The 14,474-nt window shown below is 61.1% G+C and carries 11 protein-coding genes; 3 read left to right on the top strand and 8 right to left on the bottom strand.

Features of this window, described 5'->3' with window-relative positions; genetic code table 11:
* The first annotated feature begins 90 nt into the window (after positions 1-90).
* Positions 91-1,017 carry a 1-aminocyclopropane-1-carboxylate deaminase/D-cysteine desulfhydrase gene (locus tag ABD837_RS03165; RefSeq protein WP_345050184.1) on the top strand — a complete coding sequence of 309 codons (927 nt, stop codon included), beginning with the start codon at positions 91-93 and terminating at the stop codon, positions 1,015-1,017.
* Positions 1,018-1,032: 15 nt separating this feature from the next.
* Here the strand turns inward: ABD837_RS03165 and ABD837_RS03170 are convergent, their stop codons facing one another.
* Both ABD837_RS03170 and ABD837_RS03175 read right to left on the bottom strand, forming a co-directional pair.
* Positions 1,033-1,518 carry a hypothetical protein gene (locus ABD837_RS03170; protein ID WP_345050186.1) on the bottom strand — a complete coding sequence of 162 codons (486 nt, stop codon included), beginning with the start codon at positions 1,516-1,518 and terminating at the stop codon, positions 1,033-1,035.
* A gap of 150 nt (positions 1,519-1,668) precedes the next feature.
* A complete protein-coding gene (locus ABD837_RS03175) occupies positions 1,669-2,844 on the bottom strand; it encodes a hypothetical protein (protein WP_345050189.1) in 1,176 nt (391 codons plus the stop codon).
* Positions 2,845-2,961: 117 nt separating this feature from the next.
* On the opposite strand from ABD837_RS03175, the gene ABD837_RS03180 reads away from it, so the two are divergent.
* Positions 2,962-3,597 carry a DUF4230 domain-containing protein gene (locus ABD837_RS03180; RefSeq protein WP_345050191.1) on the top strand — a complete coding sequence of 212 codons (636 nt, stop codon included), beginning with the start codon at positions 2,962-2,964 and terminating at the stop codon, positions 3,595-3,597.
* Between the two features lie 20 nt (positions 3,598-3,617).
* Here the strand turns inward: ABD837_RS03180 and ABD837_RS03185 are convergent, their stop codons facing one another.
* Positions 3,618-4,124 carry a regulatory protein RecX gene (locus ABD837_RS03185; protein ID WP_345050192.1) on the bottom strand — a complete coding sequence of 169 codons (507 nt, stop codon included), beginning with the start codon at positions 4,122-4,124 and terminating at the stop codon, positions 3,618-3,620.
* Positions 4,125-4,286: 162 nt separating this feature from the next.
* On the opposite strand from ABD837_RS03185, the gene ABD837_RS03190 reads away from it, so the two are divergent.
* Positions 4,287-6,932, top strand: coding sequence for a DUF5686 and carboxypeptidase regulatory-like domain-containing protein (locus tag ABD837_RS03190; protein ID WP_345050193.1), 2,646 nt, complete (start codon positions 4,287-4,289; stop codon positions 6,930-6,932).
* Between the two features lie 58 nt (positions 6,933-6,990).
* Here the strand turns inward: ABD837_RS03190 and ABD837_RS03195 are convergent, their stop codons facing one another.
* The 5 genes from ABD837_RS03195 to ABD837_RS03215 form a co-directional block, all read right to left on the bottom strand.
* Positions 6,991-7,863: a hypothetical protein gene (locus tag ABD837_RS03195; RefSeq protein ID WP_345050196.1), complete on the bottom strand. Its 873-nt coding sequence runs from the start codon at positions 7,861-7,863 to the stop codon at positions 6,991-6,993.
* Positions 7,864-8,071: 208 nt separating this feature from the next.
* Complete coding sequence (locus tag ABD837_RS03200; protein ID WP_345050197.1) at positions 8,072-9,076, bottom strand: Brp/Blh family beta-carotene 15,15'-dioxygenase; 1,005 nt, start codon at positions 9,074-9,076, stop codon at positions 8,072-8,074.
* 176 nt (positions 9,077-9,252) lie between these two features.
* A complete protein-coding gene (locus ABD837_RS03205; protein WP_345050200.1) occupies positions 9,253-10,044 on the bottom strand; it encodes a bacteriorhodopsin in 792 nt (263 codons plus the stop codon).
* Positions 10,045-10,360: 316 nt separating this feature from the next.
* The gene (locus ABD837_RS03210; protein ID WP_345050201.1) at positions 10,361-10,594 is read right to left on the bottom strand and encodes a PID-CTERM protein-sorting domain-containing protein; all 234 of its coding nucleotides are present in this window, start codon (positions 10,592-10,594) and stop codon (positions 10,361-10,363) included.
* 87 nt (positions 10,595-10,681) lie between these two features.
* Positions 10,682-14,308, bottom strand: coding sequence for a DUF4394 domain-containing protein (locus ABD837_RS03215; RefSeq protein ID WP_345050203.1), 3,627 nt, complete (start codon positions 14,306-14,308; stop codon positions 10,682-10,684).
* Positions 14,309-14,474: the final 166 nt, after the last annotated feature.

A 14,474-nucleotide genomic window follows, 5' to 3' on the forward strand; every position in this document is an offset into this window, starting at 1 on the left:
GCAACATCATTTCGGCTCGTCAGAACGTCATCCGTTCATGCGGGCGAAATGATGTTGCGGGGTGCTCGCTTTTGCAGCCAATACTTGCCTATGCTTTCGCCGGAGACTCTTTTGCAGGAGCTGAACGAGCCCATTGCCGCCGCCCGCGGAGTGCGGCTGCTGCTTTGGCGAGATGACCTACTGAACCCCGACCTGCCCGGCAACAAGGCCCGCAAGCTGAAGTATAACCTGGAGTTCGCCCGCCGGCAGGGGCACCATACACTCCTGACGTTCGGCGGGGCCTATTCCAACCATATTGCTGCCGTGGCTGCTGCCGGCCGCCTATTCGGCTTCCAAACTATTGGCCTGATTCGGGGGGATGCCCTAGCCCTTGGGGCCTCACACAATCCTACCCTGGCGCAGGCTGCCGCCAATGGCATGGCCCTTCACTTCCTCGACCGCAGCAGCTACCGCCGCCGGACTGAAGCCGAATTTCTGGAGGAGCAACTCACCCGCTTCGGGCCGGCGTATGTGCTGCCCGAAGGCGGCACCAATGCGTTGGCTCTGCTTGGCTGCGCCGAGTTAGTAGCCCAAATTCGTCAGTTCACTGATTTTGATGCGCTGGCGGTGGCAGTGGGCACGGGCGGTACACTGGCCGGCCTGCTCACGGGCTTGGCTGGCCAGCAGCACGCGGTCGGCGTGGCCGCGCTAAAGAACGGCGGCTTTCTACAAGCGGAAATTGATGCGCTAACGCAAGCGGCCACCGGGATTACCTACGCCAACTACTCGGTGCAGACCAATTACCACTTTGGCGGATATGCTAAATACTCGGCCGAGTTGCTGGGCTTTATTGCGCAGTTTCGGCAGCGGCACGGGGTGCTGCTCGACCCCATTTACACCGGCAAGCTGCTGTTTGGCGTGCTCGATTTAATTGCACAAGGCTACTTCGCGCCGGGCAGCACGGTGGTAGCCATTCATACCGGCGGGCAGCAAGCGTGGGCAGGCTGGGAGGCCCGCTTTGGCCAAGCGCAGGGTTAGCTGCCAGGTAGCAGATTACTGGTTATTGGAGACTGCGTAGTGGGCTGGCGTAGCGGCCAGTGCTTTACGCGTCCAGTAGGCATTCACCTGCTGCTTGTTGCGGCGGTGAGGCAGGGCTTCGAGAGCGCCACCGAAAATTACCAGGTTGCCGTATTGGCTGGTGGTGAGCACCCGCGCCAGCTGCCGGTGGTAGCGCGCGGCTACGATAGTAGCAGCAGCTTCGGCGTCGGGGCGGCTGGTAGGCGCAGTTTGAATATTGTACAGCTGGCGCAGCTGCAACCGGGTTGGCTGGGCCAGCTGGCGCTGCTGCGTGGGCGTGAGGCTGAGCAGGTCGGTGAGGTAAGCCGTGTAAGCTACTGCCGCCAGGTCCACCGCATCAATCGTGTCGGTTGGGGCTGCAAGGCGATGCTGCATCACCACCGGAACCGGCGGCAGCACGGGGCCGGGCCCAGCCGGCAGGTGCAGTAATTGGGCGGCAACCAGGGTAACGAGGTGATGCATAGTGTACAAAGCTAGTCAGAAAGGATATATTGATAGCAGGATGCTTACAAATTTAAGCAGGGATGTCCCGGCCCGCAGTGCTAACCAGACGAATCAACGCAATTACTCGGCCAAATAGCGATACACGGGTTAACCCTGCTAATACAGGGGTTAGCCTTCTGGTCGCGCATGACTTGTAATAGACACAAGGTTGCTTACCTCTAAGGTAGCTAAAACAAACACCACTGGCAACACCGGAGCCAGAAATCGTACGTCCCAGTCATCGACGGTGAGCATGATGATGGCCGTTTGCAGCAGGAACACGCTCGCCAGAAACACCCGGGCCGGTCGCCAAATGCCCGCTCGCCTTGCTCCGCGGGCTGCCAGCCAGTAGGATGGCCACAGCAGCAGCACGCCCAGCACCCGGTGCGCCACCGAGTAGTGGGGCTTGAGGTAACTCACAAAGACAAATAATTTGCCGAGCATCAGCCGGCCCAGGTATACGGGGTTGTGCACCGCGAAGTAGAACACCCGGGCTGCCGGCCCAGTGCCGGGCGGGGGCAACTTGAGCGGTGCAGCCTGGTGCACGGCCCAGAGCTGGTACCGGAAAATCAACTCTCCGCGCTGGTAGGTGTCCATCAAATAAAACGTAGCGAGCTGGTGGTTGAGGGCCACCCATAAAAGCGGAGCCAGCAACGCCAGGCCAAGCAGTGCCGCGCGCCAGGGTCGGGGGTCGGCGCGGCGGCGCAGGGCATCGAGGCCGGCCAGGGCCGCGGCCAAACCTACCACAAAGCCGTTGGGCCGGGCCAGCGCCGTAAGAGCCAGCAGCAGTAGCAAGAGCGCCCAATGGCGTGGCCAACCATTTTGTATGTTGGTAAACGCACCAAAAGACAGCGCCACCAGGCTAATAAACAACGACTCGGTGAGCAGGAAAAGGTTGAACTGCTGGATGTCGGGCCAGGCAATGAAGGCCAATGTGGCCAGCGCCGCTGCGCCGCGGTGGCCTGCTGCCAGCCGCCGCGTGCCCCGGTAAATGGCCCGGGTAGCCAGCGCCGACACCGCCAGTTGGCCCGCCACTATTCCCGGCCAGCCCAATCCCAGCCACAGCCACAGGCTTTGGAACAGGGGGTAAAGCACGTAGCGCAGGTTGTGGCCGGGCTCAAAATAGCCGTGCTCGGCAATGCCCCGGGCATATTCGAGGTAGCGGGCGCTGTCGTTCACGAAATGCGGCCCGCTAAACTTGCGCCAAAACAGCAGCTGCACCAGCACCCACAGCCCCGCCAGCAGCGTCCGGTGGTGGGGCCACAGCCGCAGGGCCAGCAAGCGAAGAAGGGAGGGGAGACGCATACGGACGGCAGTGACGCGCAGTAGGGCGAACTTTGTGATTCGCGTGCCAAACGATAATCGTTGTGATGGCGCAGAGCCGCGAACCACAAAGTTCGCGCTGCTACGTATTTCTCCCATATGAATTTAGCCCGCCTTGTTCGCCGCCTGCTGCCACTACTGTTTCTGCTGACCCTGGGATGGTTTCTGTGGCGCAAAATCGGCCCTGCGCTCAGCGACCTCAACCCGCTCAATGCCGAACCAAAAGTCACCGTGACGCACAACACGGTGCTGACGCAAATAGAGAGCCTTGGCAAGCTGGAGCTGGTGCGCTACAAGTTCAAGGATATTGTGGAGTACCGCCGGGCCAGCCGCTACCCGCTGCTGCCCGATGCCAAAGTGGCCCTCGTGGTGGGCGGCGAAGCGGTAGGCTGCCTCGATTTGCGCAAAATTCGCCCGCAGGATGTGACGTTTGAAGGCGACTCGGTGGTGCGGGTGGTGCTGCCCGCGCCCGAGCTATGCTCCTTCCAAGTGAAGCATAACCAGAGCCGCGTATTCAGCACCGAAAACGGATTTTTTCAGGATGCCGACTTGGTTGACCAGGGCTATAAATACGCCGAAGTACAGGTGCGCAACGCTGCTCTGCAAGCCGGCATTCTGGCCCAAACGCAGCGCAACGCCGAGCAGATTCTAGTGCCGATGCTGCGCACGCTCACTGGGCGCCGCGTGGTGGTGGGCCAGCAATTGTTGCTGCCACAAGTGGGGCCGAAGCAGTAGGACGCAGCCTTTGCTGCGTCCTACTCGTCCTCCTCTGGCACCTTGCCCAAGTCATCGAGGGCCATTTTAATCAGGTCCTGCTCGTAACCTTTACCAGTGAGGTATTGCGAAATCTTCATGCGGCGCACGCGCGGGTTCTTCTCCTTTTCCTGGCGGTCTTTTTTCTCCATCACTTCAACAAGGTTCTGGTAATACTCTTCGCCGTCGATTTCCTTCAGGCCCGCCTTGATGCAATACTCGCTGATGCCTTTTTGCTTGAGTTCCTGCACAATGCGGCGGCGGCCCCATTTCTTCTGGCGGTAGTGGCCGCGCACGAAAGCCTGGGCGAAGCGTTGCTCGTCGAGCAGCTTCTCGCGGCTGAGACGGATGATGATTTCGCCGGCTTCGTCCTCGTCGAGGCCGTAGGACTTCAGCTTTTGCTCTACCTCCTTATGATTGCGCTCCTGGTAGGCGCAGAAGGCGGCAATTTTCTGCAGGGCCTCACCGGGCGTGTACTGCTTGGGCGCTTTATCGGGGTTTTTGAACATTGAGACGGGTTTCGGGAGCGTAAATAACAGAAACGGCGGGCTACGCGTTTCGTTGGTGCTCGCACTGTTTGGCTTGGCTAGGCAACCATTGGCCCTGTTTACCGCATCAGTTGCAGCAGGGTCGTAACTTGACGGGCTTAGTGGTTGTCCTTTCCTGCTTGTATGTCGTTGGTTTCGTTGCGTGTTTTCGTGGTTGTGGTGGTGCTGAGCTGGTTGCCTTTGTGGTCGCAGGCCGGGATTATTAAAGGCATTGTGAGTGGGGCCAACCAGGCCCCGCTGGCTTTTGCCAACGTGGCCGTGCGCAGCGCAGCCACCAGCACCGGCGCCAACGAGCAGGGCCGCTACCAGCTGCGCCTGCCGGCCGGGCAGTACGAGTTGGTGTTCCAATACGTGGGCTACAAGCCGCGCATCGAAGCCATACGCGTGCCCGGCGGCGACACGGCGGTGGTGCTAAACGTGAGCCTGCAGGCCGAGAACTACAACCTGGGCGAGGTGCTGGTGCGCTCGTCCGACCGCGACCCGGCCTACGCCATTATTCAGCAGGCGCAGCAGTGGCGGGCCTACCACCGGCGCGAGGTGTCGGCCTACCGGGCCCGCATCTACCTCAAAAGCGTGCTGCGCGTGATTGACACGCCGGCCAAAATCATGGGCCTGTTCAAAATCGGCCCCGACATCAAAAAGGGCATTCTCTACCTCTCCGAAAGCCTGTCGGACATCAGCTTCACCCAGCCCAACCAGGTGAAGGAGCGGATGATTTCGAGCCGGGTGAGCGGCGACTCGCGCGGGCTGAGCTTCAACCGGGCCAGTGCCGGTCGCAACATCACTTTTTACGAAAACCTGGTGAAGCCGGGGTTTGCCGAGCGCGGTTTTGTGTCGCCCATCGCGGCCAACGCCATGCTCTTTTACAAGTACGAGCTGGTGGGCAGCTCGACGCAGAACGGCGTGGTGGTCCACAAAATCCGGGTAGTGCCGCGCCGCCGCACCGACCCCGTTTTTTTCGGCTACATCTACATCGTCGATGGCTCGTGGCGCATTCATTCCGTCGATTTGAACCTCGGTAAAGAGGCCCAGATTGATTACACCGACGACGTACATATCACCCAGCAGTACGCGCCCATGCCGGGCAACCCCAACGTGTGGCTGATGCAGTCGCAGCAAGCGCGGGCCAACCTGTCGGGTCTGGGTTTTAAGGGGGCTTTTGATATTACGGCGGTGCTCTCGAACTACAGTGGCGTGGTGGCTACTTACCCCACGCCGCCCGAGCCCAAAGCCGCGCCGCCCGTGATAGCCGAGGCCAAAGACGCGCCCGTGGGGCAGGAAACCGCCGCCCAAATCCGCAAGCGCAAGCCCGACCTGCGCGGCCTGAACGCCCAGGTGCGCCGCCAGGTGAAGCAGGCCCAGCGCGATTCCATCAAAAACGACCCGTTTGCCCGCATGCCGCGCGGCGAGGTGCAGCTGGTTGAGAAGGGCGTGAACGAGCGCGACTCCAGCTACTGGGACCAGGTGCGCCCCGTGCCCCTCACGGTCGAGGAAAAGAAAGACTACCACGTAAAGGACAGCAGCGAAGTCATCCGCCGCTCGCGCCCCTACCAGGACTCGATGGACCGCAAGCGCAACGAGTTTCAGGCCGCCAGCCTGCTCATTGGGGGCTACCTGCACCAGAACAGCTTCCGGAAGCAGTCGTACTCGGTGCAGCCGCTCACCCAGATTTTTCAGTACAACACCGTAGAAGGAGCTGTGCTCAATGCCCAGGCCGTTTTCAGCCAGCGCACGGAGGACCGGCGGTTCGTTACGCTCACGCCCACGCTGCGGTATGGCTTCAGCAGCCGGCAGCTCAACCCCAGCGTGGAGCTGGCCTGGCAGCTGCATCCGGCCAAGCGCCGGCAGGTGGGCCTGCTGGCGGGCCGCACCATCGAAAACTTCGACAAGAACTCGCAGCTCACGCCCCTTATCAACACGGTGTACACGCTGCTGGGCAACTACAACTACGCCAAGCTCTACCGCCGCGACGGCCTGGAGCTCAGCTACCTCTCGGAAGCGCTAAACGGCCTGACCCTACGCGCCACGGCCGGCTACTTCGACCGCCACGAGCTGTTCAACACCACCGAGCGGCTCATCCGCAACTCGACCGACCGGCTCTTCACCCCCAACACGCCGGTGAGCGAGGAACTGCCCAGCACCAGCTTCGGCCGCAGCCAGATTTTTACAGTGGGCCTGTCGGCCGATTTCAAGCCCGGGCAGCGCTACATTAACCGGCCCGATGGCAAGTTCAACCTTGGCTCGAAGTGGCCCACGTTCAACGTGCAGGGCCGGCTGGCCGTGCCCGGCGTGTTTGGGGCCGATGTGCGCTACCTGCTGCTGCAGGCCGGCGTGCGCCACAACGTGTCGCTGGGATTGCTGGGGGCCAGCGCTTTTCGCGTGAATGTGGGCGGCTTTGTGGGCCGGCAGCAGGGCCTGACGTTTATTGACTACCGCCACTTCGCCGGCAACCAAACCATTCTCACCGGTAACTTCAGCAACTTCCAGTTGCTCGACTACTACCGCTTTAGCACCAACAACACCTATCTCGAAGCCCACTACGACCACCACTTCAACGGCTTCATCTTCAACAAAATCCCGCTCTTCCGCAAGCTGAAGTGGCAGGAAGTGGCCTCGCTCAACTACCTGCACACGGCCCAGGCGGGCCACTACGTGGAGCTGGGCGCGGGCGTCGAGCACATTCTAAAAGTGCTGCGCGTGGACTTTTATACCGCCCTGCAAAGCGGCCAGCGGCTGGGCACCGGCCTGCGGGTGGGGTACGGGTTTTAGCAGTTGCTGACGCCGCCGGCACAGGATTGGCCAGCGTACCCGGACAAGGCTGGGCCTGCTACCGGGTGGGCGGCGGATTTCTGGCGAGGTAAGCCAGCCGGCCATCGGTGAACAGGTTGTGGAAATAGACCACCGCAATGGCGAATAGCACCGAAAACAGGCTCAGCAAGGCATTGTAGTACACCGGGGCCAGCAGCGAAAACCGGATGAAAACAGTGACCAGCACAAAGGCCGAGTAGCGAAAAATATCGGGATAGTGCAGCGTGTAGCGAAACGCGACGAGCATGAACAGCAAGTCGGCGAAAATGAGAATCAGGTAGAACCGGTCGACCGACTGCACCCAGACGCCGCTGCGTAGCAGAAACAGCAGGTCATGGCCCGAAAGGCCGAGCAAGGTGGCCAGCACCAGTAGCGCAATAAATTGCTTCAGGGCCACGAACTGCTGCCGGTCGCCTGCTTCGGTGATGGCACGGTGGCGTTGCACGCCGTAGTAAAAGGAGAGCAGCAGAAACACCAGCAGCGCGCCGACGCCGTCCGACACCATCTTGTAAACTGATTCGAGCTGGCTTTGCAGCGGCAGTTGAAACTGGTAGTGCGAGAATTCTTTGAACGACGAACGCAGCAGCACCAAGCTCAGAATTTCAATCTGCTTGCCGATGGAGTTGGCAATGGATTGCGGAATGACGAACACCAAGCTTATCATTTCGAAAAACAGCAGCAGGGTAAACGAGATTTCCACCGCTTGCAGAAAATGCACCCGGCCCATCAGGCTACCCGTTGGCAGCCAGCCGAGGTAATTGACCAGGGCCACCACCATGCACAGCACGAAAACGCTCACCAGCACCCCGCTCAGGAAATAATTGGTGCGGCGGCTTTCCCAGAATTCGTGCAACGGGTGGTAGGCTTGCTGTACCAGGTCTAGGAGCTTCATCGGGGGAATAATTTGCCGCCTGCTCAGCGATGGGCTGGCGTGAATATTCAGCGCTTGCACTCGTCAAGAGATAAAATGCGAAAACCGGCTAGCGAACGCTGAGACGCGGTGGGCCGCTTGGCCACATTGTTCTTGCGCACGGGTTCACGCAGAGTATGACAGCGCTTGACACCGCAGCTTAAGCAGTTCATCGGGCGCTGCCTAACGGCTAGGAGCTGTGCCGCCAGCGGGCGGCATCCATGCCCAGCGTCACTAGTAGGGCATGCGGCAGCGTCACTACTGAGGCAGCCAGTAGCGTTAGGCTCACGAGCACGGTGCCACTGGCGGCGTGCGCCCAGGCCAAGCCGAACAGCACCGCCAGGCCAGCTATACTGATGAGCAGCAGCGGGGCCGAACGCCTTAGGAAAAACCGCAACTCTTGTCCCAGGCCTCTCCGGCGCGCGCGCGTGTTGCGGTCCATCAGGGCATTCATGCGCAGTACGTGTTGCAGGCTGTGCCAGAATACGAAATACACGCCCGCGGCCAGCACCGGCGGCAGTACTAGCAGCAGGGCCAGCAGCAGCAGTACCTCCAACGCGTCGACGCGGGCGAGGTCGCGCTGCCCCTTCCGCACGTAGCTAAGCCAGAGTGCCCCGTGGCCCAGCGCAATGGCCAGTGCCAGCCCGGCGGCGGCTGGCCCCAATAGGGCAAGCCCCGCTGGCGTGGCACCCGTCAGGGCCAGCAGTCCATTCACAATGGCTTGGGTTTCGGTGGGCCAGTGCCAGAGCGGTACGGCAAACAGTAGGCTGCCGCGCAGCAGGCTGTGGGCCAGCCACTGGCCACGTCCCACGCCCTGCTGCGGGGCATCGCCTGAGCCCCAGTGCCAGGCAGTGAGCCCAAAAAACAGCAGCAGCGTCAAGCCCGGCTGCTGCCACCACAGTAGCCCGACTACCGCGGCCAGCCCCAGGTAGCCCGCCAGAAAGCCAGCCCAGTACCGCCCGCGTCCGCGGGCCAGTGCCGGGTGCGTGGCCGGCACCACAAACTGGTCGCAGGCCCCGTGGGCCACGCCCAGCAGCACCATGCCCACCAGCAAGGCCGGCCCCAATAGCCAATTGGCCGCTGCCGGCGCCAGCAAGCCGACGGCTACGGCCACTACCACCGCAGCGTAGGAATAGCGCTGGGGACCGGCGGTGCGGCTCCGGGTGTCGGGAAACAGAGGATTGAGCGTCAACATACGTTTTGGTGGGGAGCTCCCCAAGCGCATAACCTTGTTGCGAAGTCAGAAACAAAAAGGGCCCTTAATGGTCGTTCCCGCCCCCCGCAAAACATTTGTGGAGAGCGGGAACGAAGTAGTATAAGGCATAAAGCCGGCCTGGTAGGGTGGGAAACAAACCCAGCCGGCCTTACGATTTAGGCCGGTACGGTGCCTTGATGCGGCGCTGTGGGCATCGTTTCGCGCACAGCAGCCGGGCTCTTACCCGATACTGCAATGCCATAAACCACTAGCCCAAACCCGATTTTGTTGATGGCATCGGCGATGTTGTAGAACAAGTCGACGCTCGAGGCCTGCCAGCCCAGCCCGGTGTTCAGCCAGCCGCCTTTCATGCACATGTAGCCGATGGGGTAAATGGCCCAGCCCACCAGCACAAACCAACCCAGGGCCCGAATGCCCTTGATGACGGCCACATCGCCTGAAGCGCGGGCCAACTGCGCCACTTCGCCGGCCCAGGCAGTGTACAGGATATACACGTAGCCGACGGTAGAAATGGTGCCCCACAACACCGAGTGGCTGGTGGAACCATCGGCAAAGGCTTCGCCGATGTAGCCGGCCACCAGCATCAGTACCGAGGCGGCGATGAGTTTCCACAGCAGCCCGATTTTAGCGCCAGCGGCTTTGGTGAGCAGGTAGAACTCGACGCACATTAGCGGCACGGTCAGCGTCCAGTCGATGTAGCGCAACGCGGTGGGCGTTTGGTGGGTAGCCAGGTAGTAGTCGCGCATGTAGTAGTAGTGCACCGCGGCGATGCCCGTAATCAGGGCTGATACCAGCAGCGAGAGCTTCCATTTGCCTTCCACAACGCCGCGTTCGGCAAAGAAGAATATAGAGGCGGCCAGCATGGCCATGTACCCCGTGAAAAAGGTAAAGGCAATAGGGTCATCAACCCGAATGTCTACGATATTGGCCAGTAGTGTGGTCATCATGAGTTTGGGGATTTAGTTTTGGGTTTTGTTTATCTTTTAGACCATCAAGATTAAACAAATGTTTTGATTCGGAAATAAAAAATTCACTATAAAGGCTATTCTCATATTGGCACTTATAAAATCGCAGGACTTTACCATGTAAGCACAAGAATCTGTAGGGATAACTAGTTGAAACACATTAAAAATTTTAGCCGAAATCAGAAGTGTAAGTCATGGTTGTTCACAAGCCGTTGCCCCAACTTCCGGCCATAAAAAAAGCCCCAGAACATTGTTCTGGGGCTTTTCTTATGGCCGGGAGTTGATGGGTAAGCGGCGGCTACTTCGCTTTGCTGCGCCGGGCGTTGCGCAGGCGTTTGAGGCCGTACGCGGCCCCAGCGGCCAGCAGCAGCGAGGCGCCGCCATCGATGGGGGTTTCGGTAGCGGCGGGCGTGGCAGGGGTAGGGCCGCCGCTGCCGGGGCCCTGTGCCAGCACCGGCGTTAGGCTGCCAGCCAGAAGGCACACACCCGCGGCGGCGGCAACAAGGCGGAGAGATGAGGTAATGATTTTCATGATAGGAGTCTGAAAGACAAGAACAGTGAGAAGTGGTGTTGCCAGCCCCGAAAGCACTAGCGCCTCCGGGGTTAGCAACAAAACCAGTTATTCAACTACAAGGCGCTTGGCTACAACACCAGCCGACGTGCGGGCCAGCACCGAGTACACCCCCGGGGCCAGGCCCGTGAGGGGCAGCTCCAGCGTCTCGGTGGCACCAGCGGCCATTGTGCGGCTCAGCACCACGCGGCCTACGTTATCAACCACCGTAACGGCAGTGGCTTGCTGGCCGCGCAGGGCGGCAGGCAGCCGCAGCGTAGCCAAACCACGAGCCGGGTTGGGGTACACCGAGGCCAGTCGAGCCAGGTCGGCCGGTGCCGTGGCCAGCACGGACTGAGCCGAGAACATCAACTCAAAGCGGCCCTTGATGAGCACCGAGGCGTTACTCACCGTGAACTGGTAGCTGGGCTGGGTGTGCAGGTCCACCACGGCGCCGGTCAGCAAGTCGCGCAAGTACACCGGCGTGCTGTCCAGGTTCAGCAGCTGGGCCGTGTTCAAGGTGTAGGCGCCTGCAGCAGGCACACCCACGGCTAGCGCAATGCTGCGCGGGGTAGTGCCCAGCAGGCCGCGGCCATCAATGGCAAGCTGCTGGCCCATGATGCCCGTCGAAAGGTTCAGCCCGGAAGTATTGGAGAGCTTGGCCGCGTCGTACTGGGCATCGAAGCCATCCGTTGCCCCGCTTTCAAAGTACACGTAGGCATTGTCCGAAGCGTTTCCGCTTGCGCCTTTCAGAGTTAGCTGCACTAAAGGCCGGGTATCGGCGGTAGTGCGCTGGAAGGTGGTAGAATTGGGGGCCGTCAGGCGCTGGCTGTTGCGGAAGGTGAGCGAGCCGCTGGTCTGGCCGGCGCTCACGCGGGCAAAGAAGCCCTGCGCCACGGGCAGCACGGGGTTGCCGCCGATGCCGTTGACGTAGCTGCGGTACTGGCCGATGTACTGGCTCGTGCTGCTGTACACGTAGATAGCGCCGTCGAGGTTGAGGCGGTCGACTGGGGCCACGAGCGAATAGTCGAGCGGAGCGGGGTAGGGGTTGCCCAGCAGCTGCCAGCCGCCGTCGGGGAAGGTGCCCCGGTTGCTGGCCAGCGCCTGCGTAACGGTACCGTTGTTGAGCGTACCCATGAAATCGACCAACTCGCTTGCGCCGAGATTGACGGTGTAGCCCTGGCCCACCGTCAGCGGGTCGCCGAGCGCGGCGGGTGAGAAGAAGCCTTTGTCGAAGGGCGTGGAGGTATTGGTCAGGCTCAGGCGGCTCTGGTCGTAGCCGTACACCGTGGGAAAGGGCGTCTCCATGTTCGGCGTGGCCGACGTGTTGTAGGCCGCGTTCAGAACGGGAGTGAAGCCGCTGGTGGCCAGGTCGCCGACAGTCGAGTTGCTCACCGGCGCACTGTAATGGCGGTAGCCCAGGCCCGCGTTCAGGCTGGGGTCGATGTAGCGCTGCACAGTGGTTGTACCGGTCACAACGCCCGTTCCGTTGTTTACCACGTAGGCCGTGCCAGTAGAACTGGATAGTAGCGTGAAGGCTTGGTTGGCTCCAATAGCCAGCGGACCCGTTACCGTCAGGCCACGCTGGATGGCTACGGGGCCGGTGGTGGTGGCCCCGGGCGTACCTAAAATGCTCAAGTTGTTAAATGTGGACAGGGCCGGGCCAGCAATGCTTTGCTGGGCCGCACCGTTCAGCGCCACAGTACCGGTGCCCGCGCCGGCTACGGTGCCGGCCGCGTTGGTGAAGTTGCCGACTACAGTCAGCGTACCGCCGTTGGCGGTAGTCAGAATGGCGCCGGCGTTCAGCGTCACGGTGCGGGCCTGCTGGGCGTTGTTTACAATGGGTTGGTTTGTTGCACTGCCAATTAGCACGTCGCTATTAGCGGCCGGTACTTGCATGGGCGTCCAGTTGCCAGCCGTGCCCCAGTCGGTGCTCACGGCACCGGTCCAGGTGAGGCGCGAGCCCGTGGCCACGAAGGCAGCCAAGCCGCTCACGTCGCCGCCGTTGCCCACGGTGCCTTTCAGGGTAGCCGCGCCGGTGGCCAGGTCCAGGGTGAAGAGCTGGTCGTCTACCGAAGCGCCGGTGTTGGTCAACAGGTAAGCCGCGTTGGTGGTCGTGTTGCTCGTGTTGAAGATATCAAAGTCCGCACCGCGGGGCGTAGTGGGCGGCGTCAGTCCCGACGAGCCTACCAGGTTTAGCGTGCCGTTGTTGGGCGGCGCCTGGGTGTAGAGGTTGCTATTAGTAGCGTCGTAGTCGTAAAGTGTAGTGGCGTTCGTCGGGGCCTGGTTGTTGGTGTAGGCCGCAGCGCTGATAACCGGGCCCGCCGTGAGCGCACCATCGGTAGCCGCAACAGCGCCCGTGGTAGGCACTAGGCGGAAATCGGCCCGGTTGGTGCTCACCACCCGAATGCGGTCAACAGTGGGGTTAAAGTCGAAGCCAATCCGGTCATTCACCCCGCCCAGTGCCAGTGTCGTTGGGCCGCTACCAATGGGTGTGAGCGCGCCGGTGGTCTGGTTCACGGTGTAAAGGCGGCCCGTGGCAGCAGTGGCATTATAGCCAAACGCGTAGAGCTCGCCGGTCAGGGGGCGGAAGTCGAGGCCGGCCAGCGTTTCGCCCGCATTCAGGGCGCCCAGCGCCACGGTGGAGCGCAGCAGGCTCGGGGTATCGGACAGGAAAGACACCAGCTGCCCGCCGCTCACCGCATACAGCAGTTGGCCAGTGGTGCTGGGCGCCGTCGCCGAGGGCTGCGCGGCAATGTCGCGGATTTCAAAAGCATTACTGGCCGGAACGGTATTGCCAACCAGCGTGGCCTGGCCCGTGCCCAAATTGAGGGTGTAAAAGTTGCTGCCGCCCACGTTATTCACCTCTTCCAGGTAGCCCACGTTCTGGCCGGTGGTCGGGTTGAAATAAATGTCGAGGTCGAAGCCGCGCGCTGCTCCTATTCCGGCGGCTCCCAATGTCAGCGGCCCCACGGTATTTAGGGTGCCGTTGTTTGGCGGCGCCTGGGTGGTCAAGAAGCCATTTTGGGTGTTGTTGTTCTGCTCGTCGATGTCGTAGAGCTGGGTGTTCAGCGGTGCAGTTCCCGTCACGGAGTTGGTGTAGGCAACGGCGCCCACGCGTGGCGTCGTGCCCGCATTCACATCCGTGGCAGCGTAGGCCAGGTTGGTGTCGGTGGCTGCAACACCACCCGTAATGGGGTTGAGGCGGAAGTCTGCGCCCGTTGAGCTTACCACCCGAATGCGGTCAACCGCCGGGTTGAAGTCGAACCCGACGCGGACCGGGTCAACCCCCAGCGCCAGCGCAAATTTGGCGGCTACCATCGTGGTGACGCCGGTGGCCGGGTCGACGGTATAGAGCTGCGCCATGCCCAAACCATCATACCCCAGGGCATACAGCACCCCGGTTGCGGGCCGGAAGTCCAGGCCTACCAACGGCAAATTATCGGTGGCCGACGCGTAGGTAATTGGGGTCGGCATCAGGGTGTTGGTAAGTCCCGTCGCCAGATTAATGGTAATGAGGCCCTGCGAACCCATTGGTACAGTAACACTGCTGGTAGCCGTGCCCAATCCGTAAACTGTTTGGGCCTGCGCCCCCGCCGTGGCCCCTAGTAGCAGGCCTGCACCCAGCGCAGTGGCTCCTAGTAAACGGCGAAACCGCTGGCGCGCTGCCAGCGGTGAAAGTAGGTGTTCGAACATGGAGTAGGAAGGTGTAAAGTGAAACAATAAGCGTTGGTAAAGTGCGAGTTTTCAAGCCACTCACTTATGCCATACGCCAACAACCTTCTCTTCAGATTGCTCCTTTGTTCCTTTTAATATTGTTTTAATCAATATATGTGGCTTATTAAAGCTACACGATTATTTT

Source organism: Hymenobacter glaciei (assembly GCF_039539585.1).
GTDB classification, from domain to species: Bacteria; Bacteroidota; Bacteroidia; order Cytophagales; family Hymenobacteraceae; genus Hymenobacter; species Hymenobacter glaciei.

What these genes read in the sequence shown, in the direction of transcription:
- ABD837_RS03165 (WP_345050184.1), top strand. Translation starts at nt 91, where the DNA reads ATGCTTTCGCCGGAGACTCTTTTGCAGGAGCTGAACGAGCCCATTGCC.
- ABD837_RS03170 (WP_345050186.1), bottom strand. Translation starts at nt 1,518, where the DNA reads ATGCATCACCTCGTTACCCTGGTTGCCGCCCAATTACTGCACCTGCCG.
- ABD837_RS03175 (WP_345050189.1), bottom strand. Translation starts at nt 2,844, where the DNA reads ATGCGTCTCCCCTCCCTTCTTCGCTTGCTGGCCCTGCGGCTGTGGCCC.
- ABD837_RS03180 (WP_345050191.1), top strand. Translation starts at nt 2,962, where the DNA reads ATGAATTTAGCCCGCCTTGTTCGCCGCCTGCTGCCACTACTGTTTCTG.
- ABD837_RS03185 (WP_345050192.1), bottom strand. Translation starts at nt 4,124, where the DNA reads ATGTTCAAAAACCCCGATAAAGCGCCCAAGCAGTACACGCCCGGTGAG.
- ABD837_RS03190 (WP_345050193.1), top strand. Translation starts at nt 4,287, where the DNA reads ATGTCGTTGGTTTCGTTGCGTGTTTTCGTGGTTGTGGTGGTGCTGAGC.
- ABD837_RS03195 (WP_345050196.1), bottom strand. Translation starts at nt 7,863, where the DNA reads ATGAAGCTCCTAGACCTGGTACAGCAAGCCTACCACCCGTTGCACGAA.
- ABD837_RS03200 (WP_345050197.1), bottom strand. Translation starts at nt 9,076, where the DNA reads ATGTTGACGCTCAATCCTCTGTTTCCCGACACCCGGAGCCGCACCGCC.
- ABD837_RS03205 (WP_345050200.1), bottom strand. Translation starts at nt 10,044, where the DNA reads ATGATGACCACACTACTGGCCAATATCGTAGACATTCGGGTTGATGAC.
- ABD837_RS03210 (WP_345050201.1), bottom strand. Translation starts at nt 10,594, where the DNA reads ATGAAAATCATTACCTCATCTCTCCGCCTTGTTGCCGCCGCCGCGGGT.
- ABD837_RS03215 (WP_345050203.1), bottom strand. Translation starts at nt 14,308, where the DNA reads ATGTTCGAACACCTACTTTCACCGCTGGCAGCGCGCCAGCGGTTTCGC.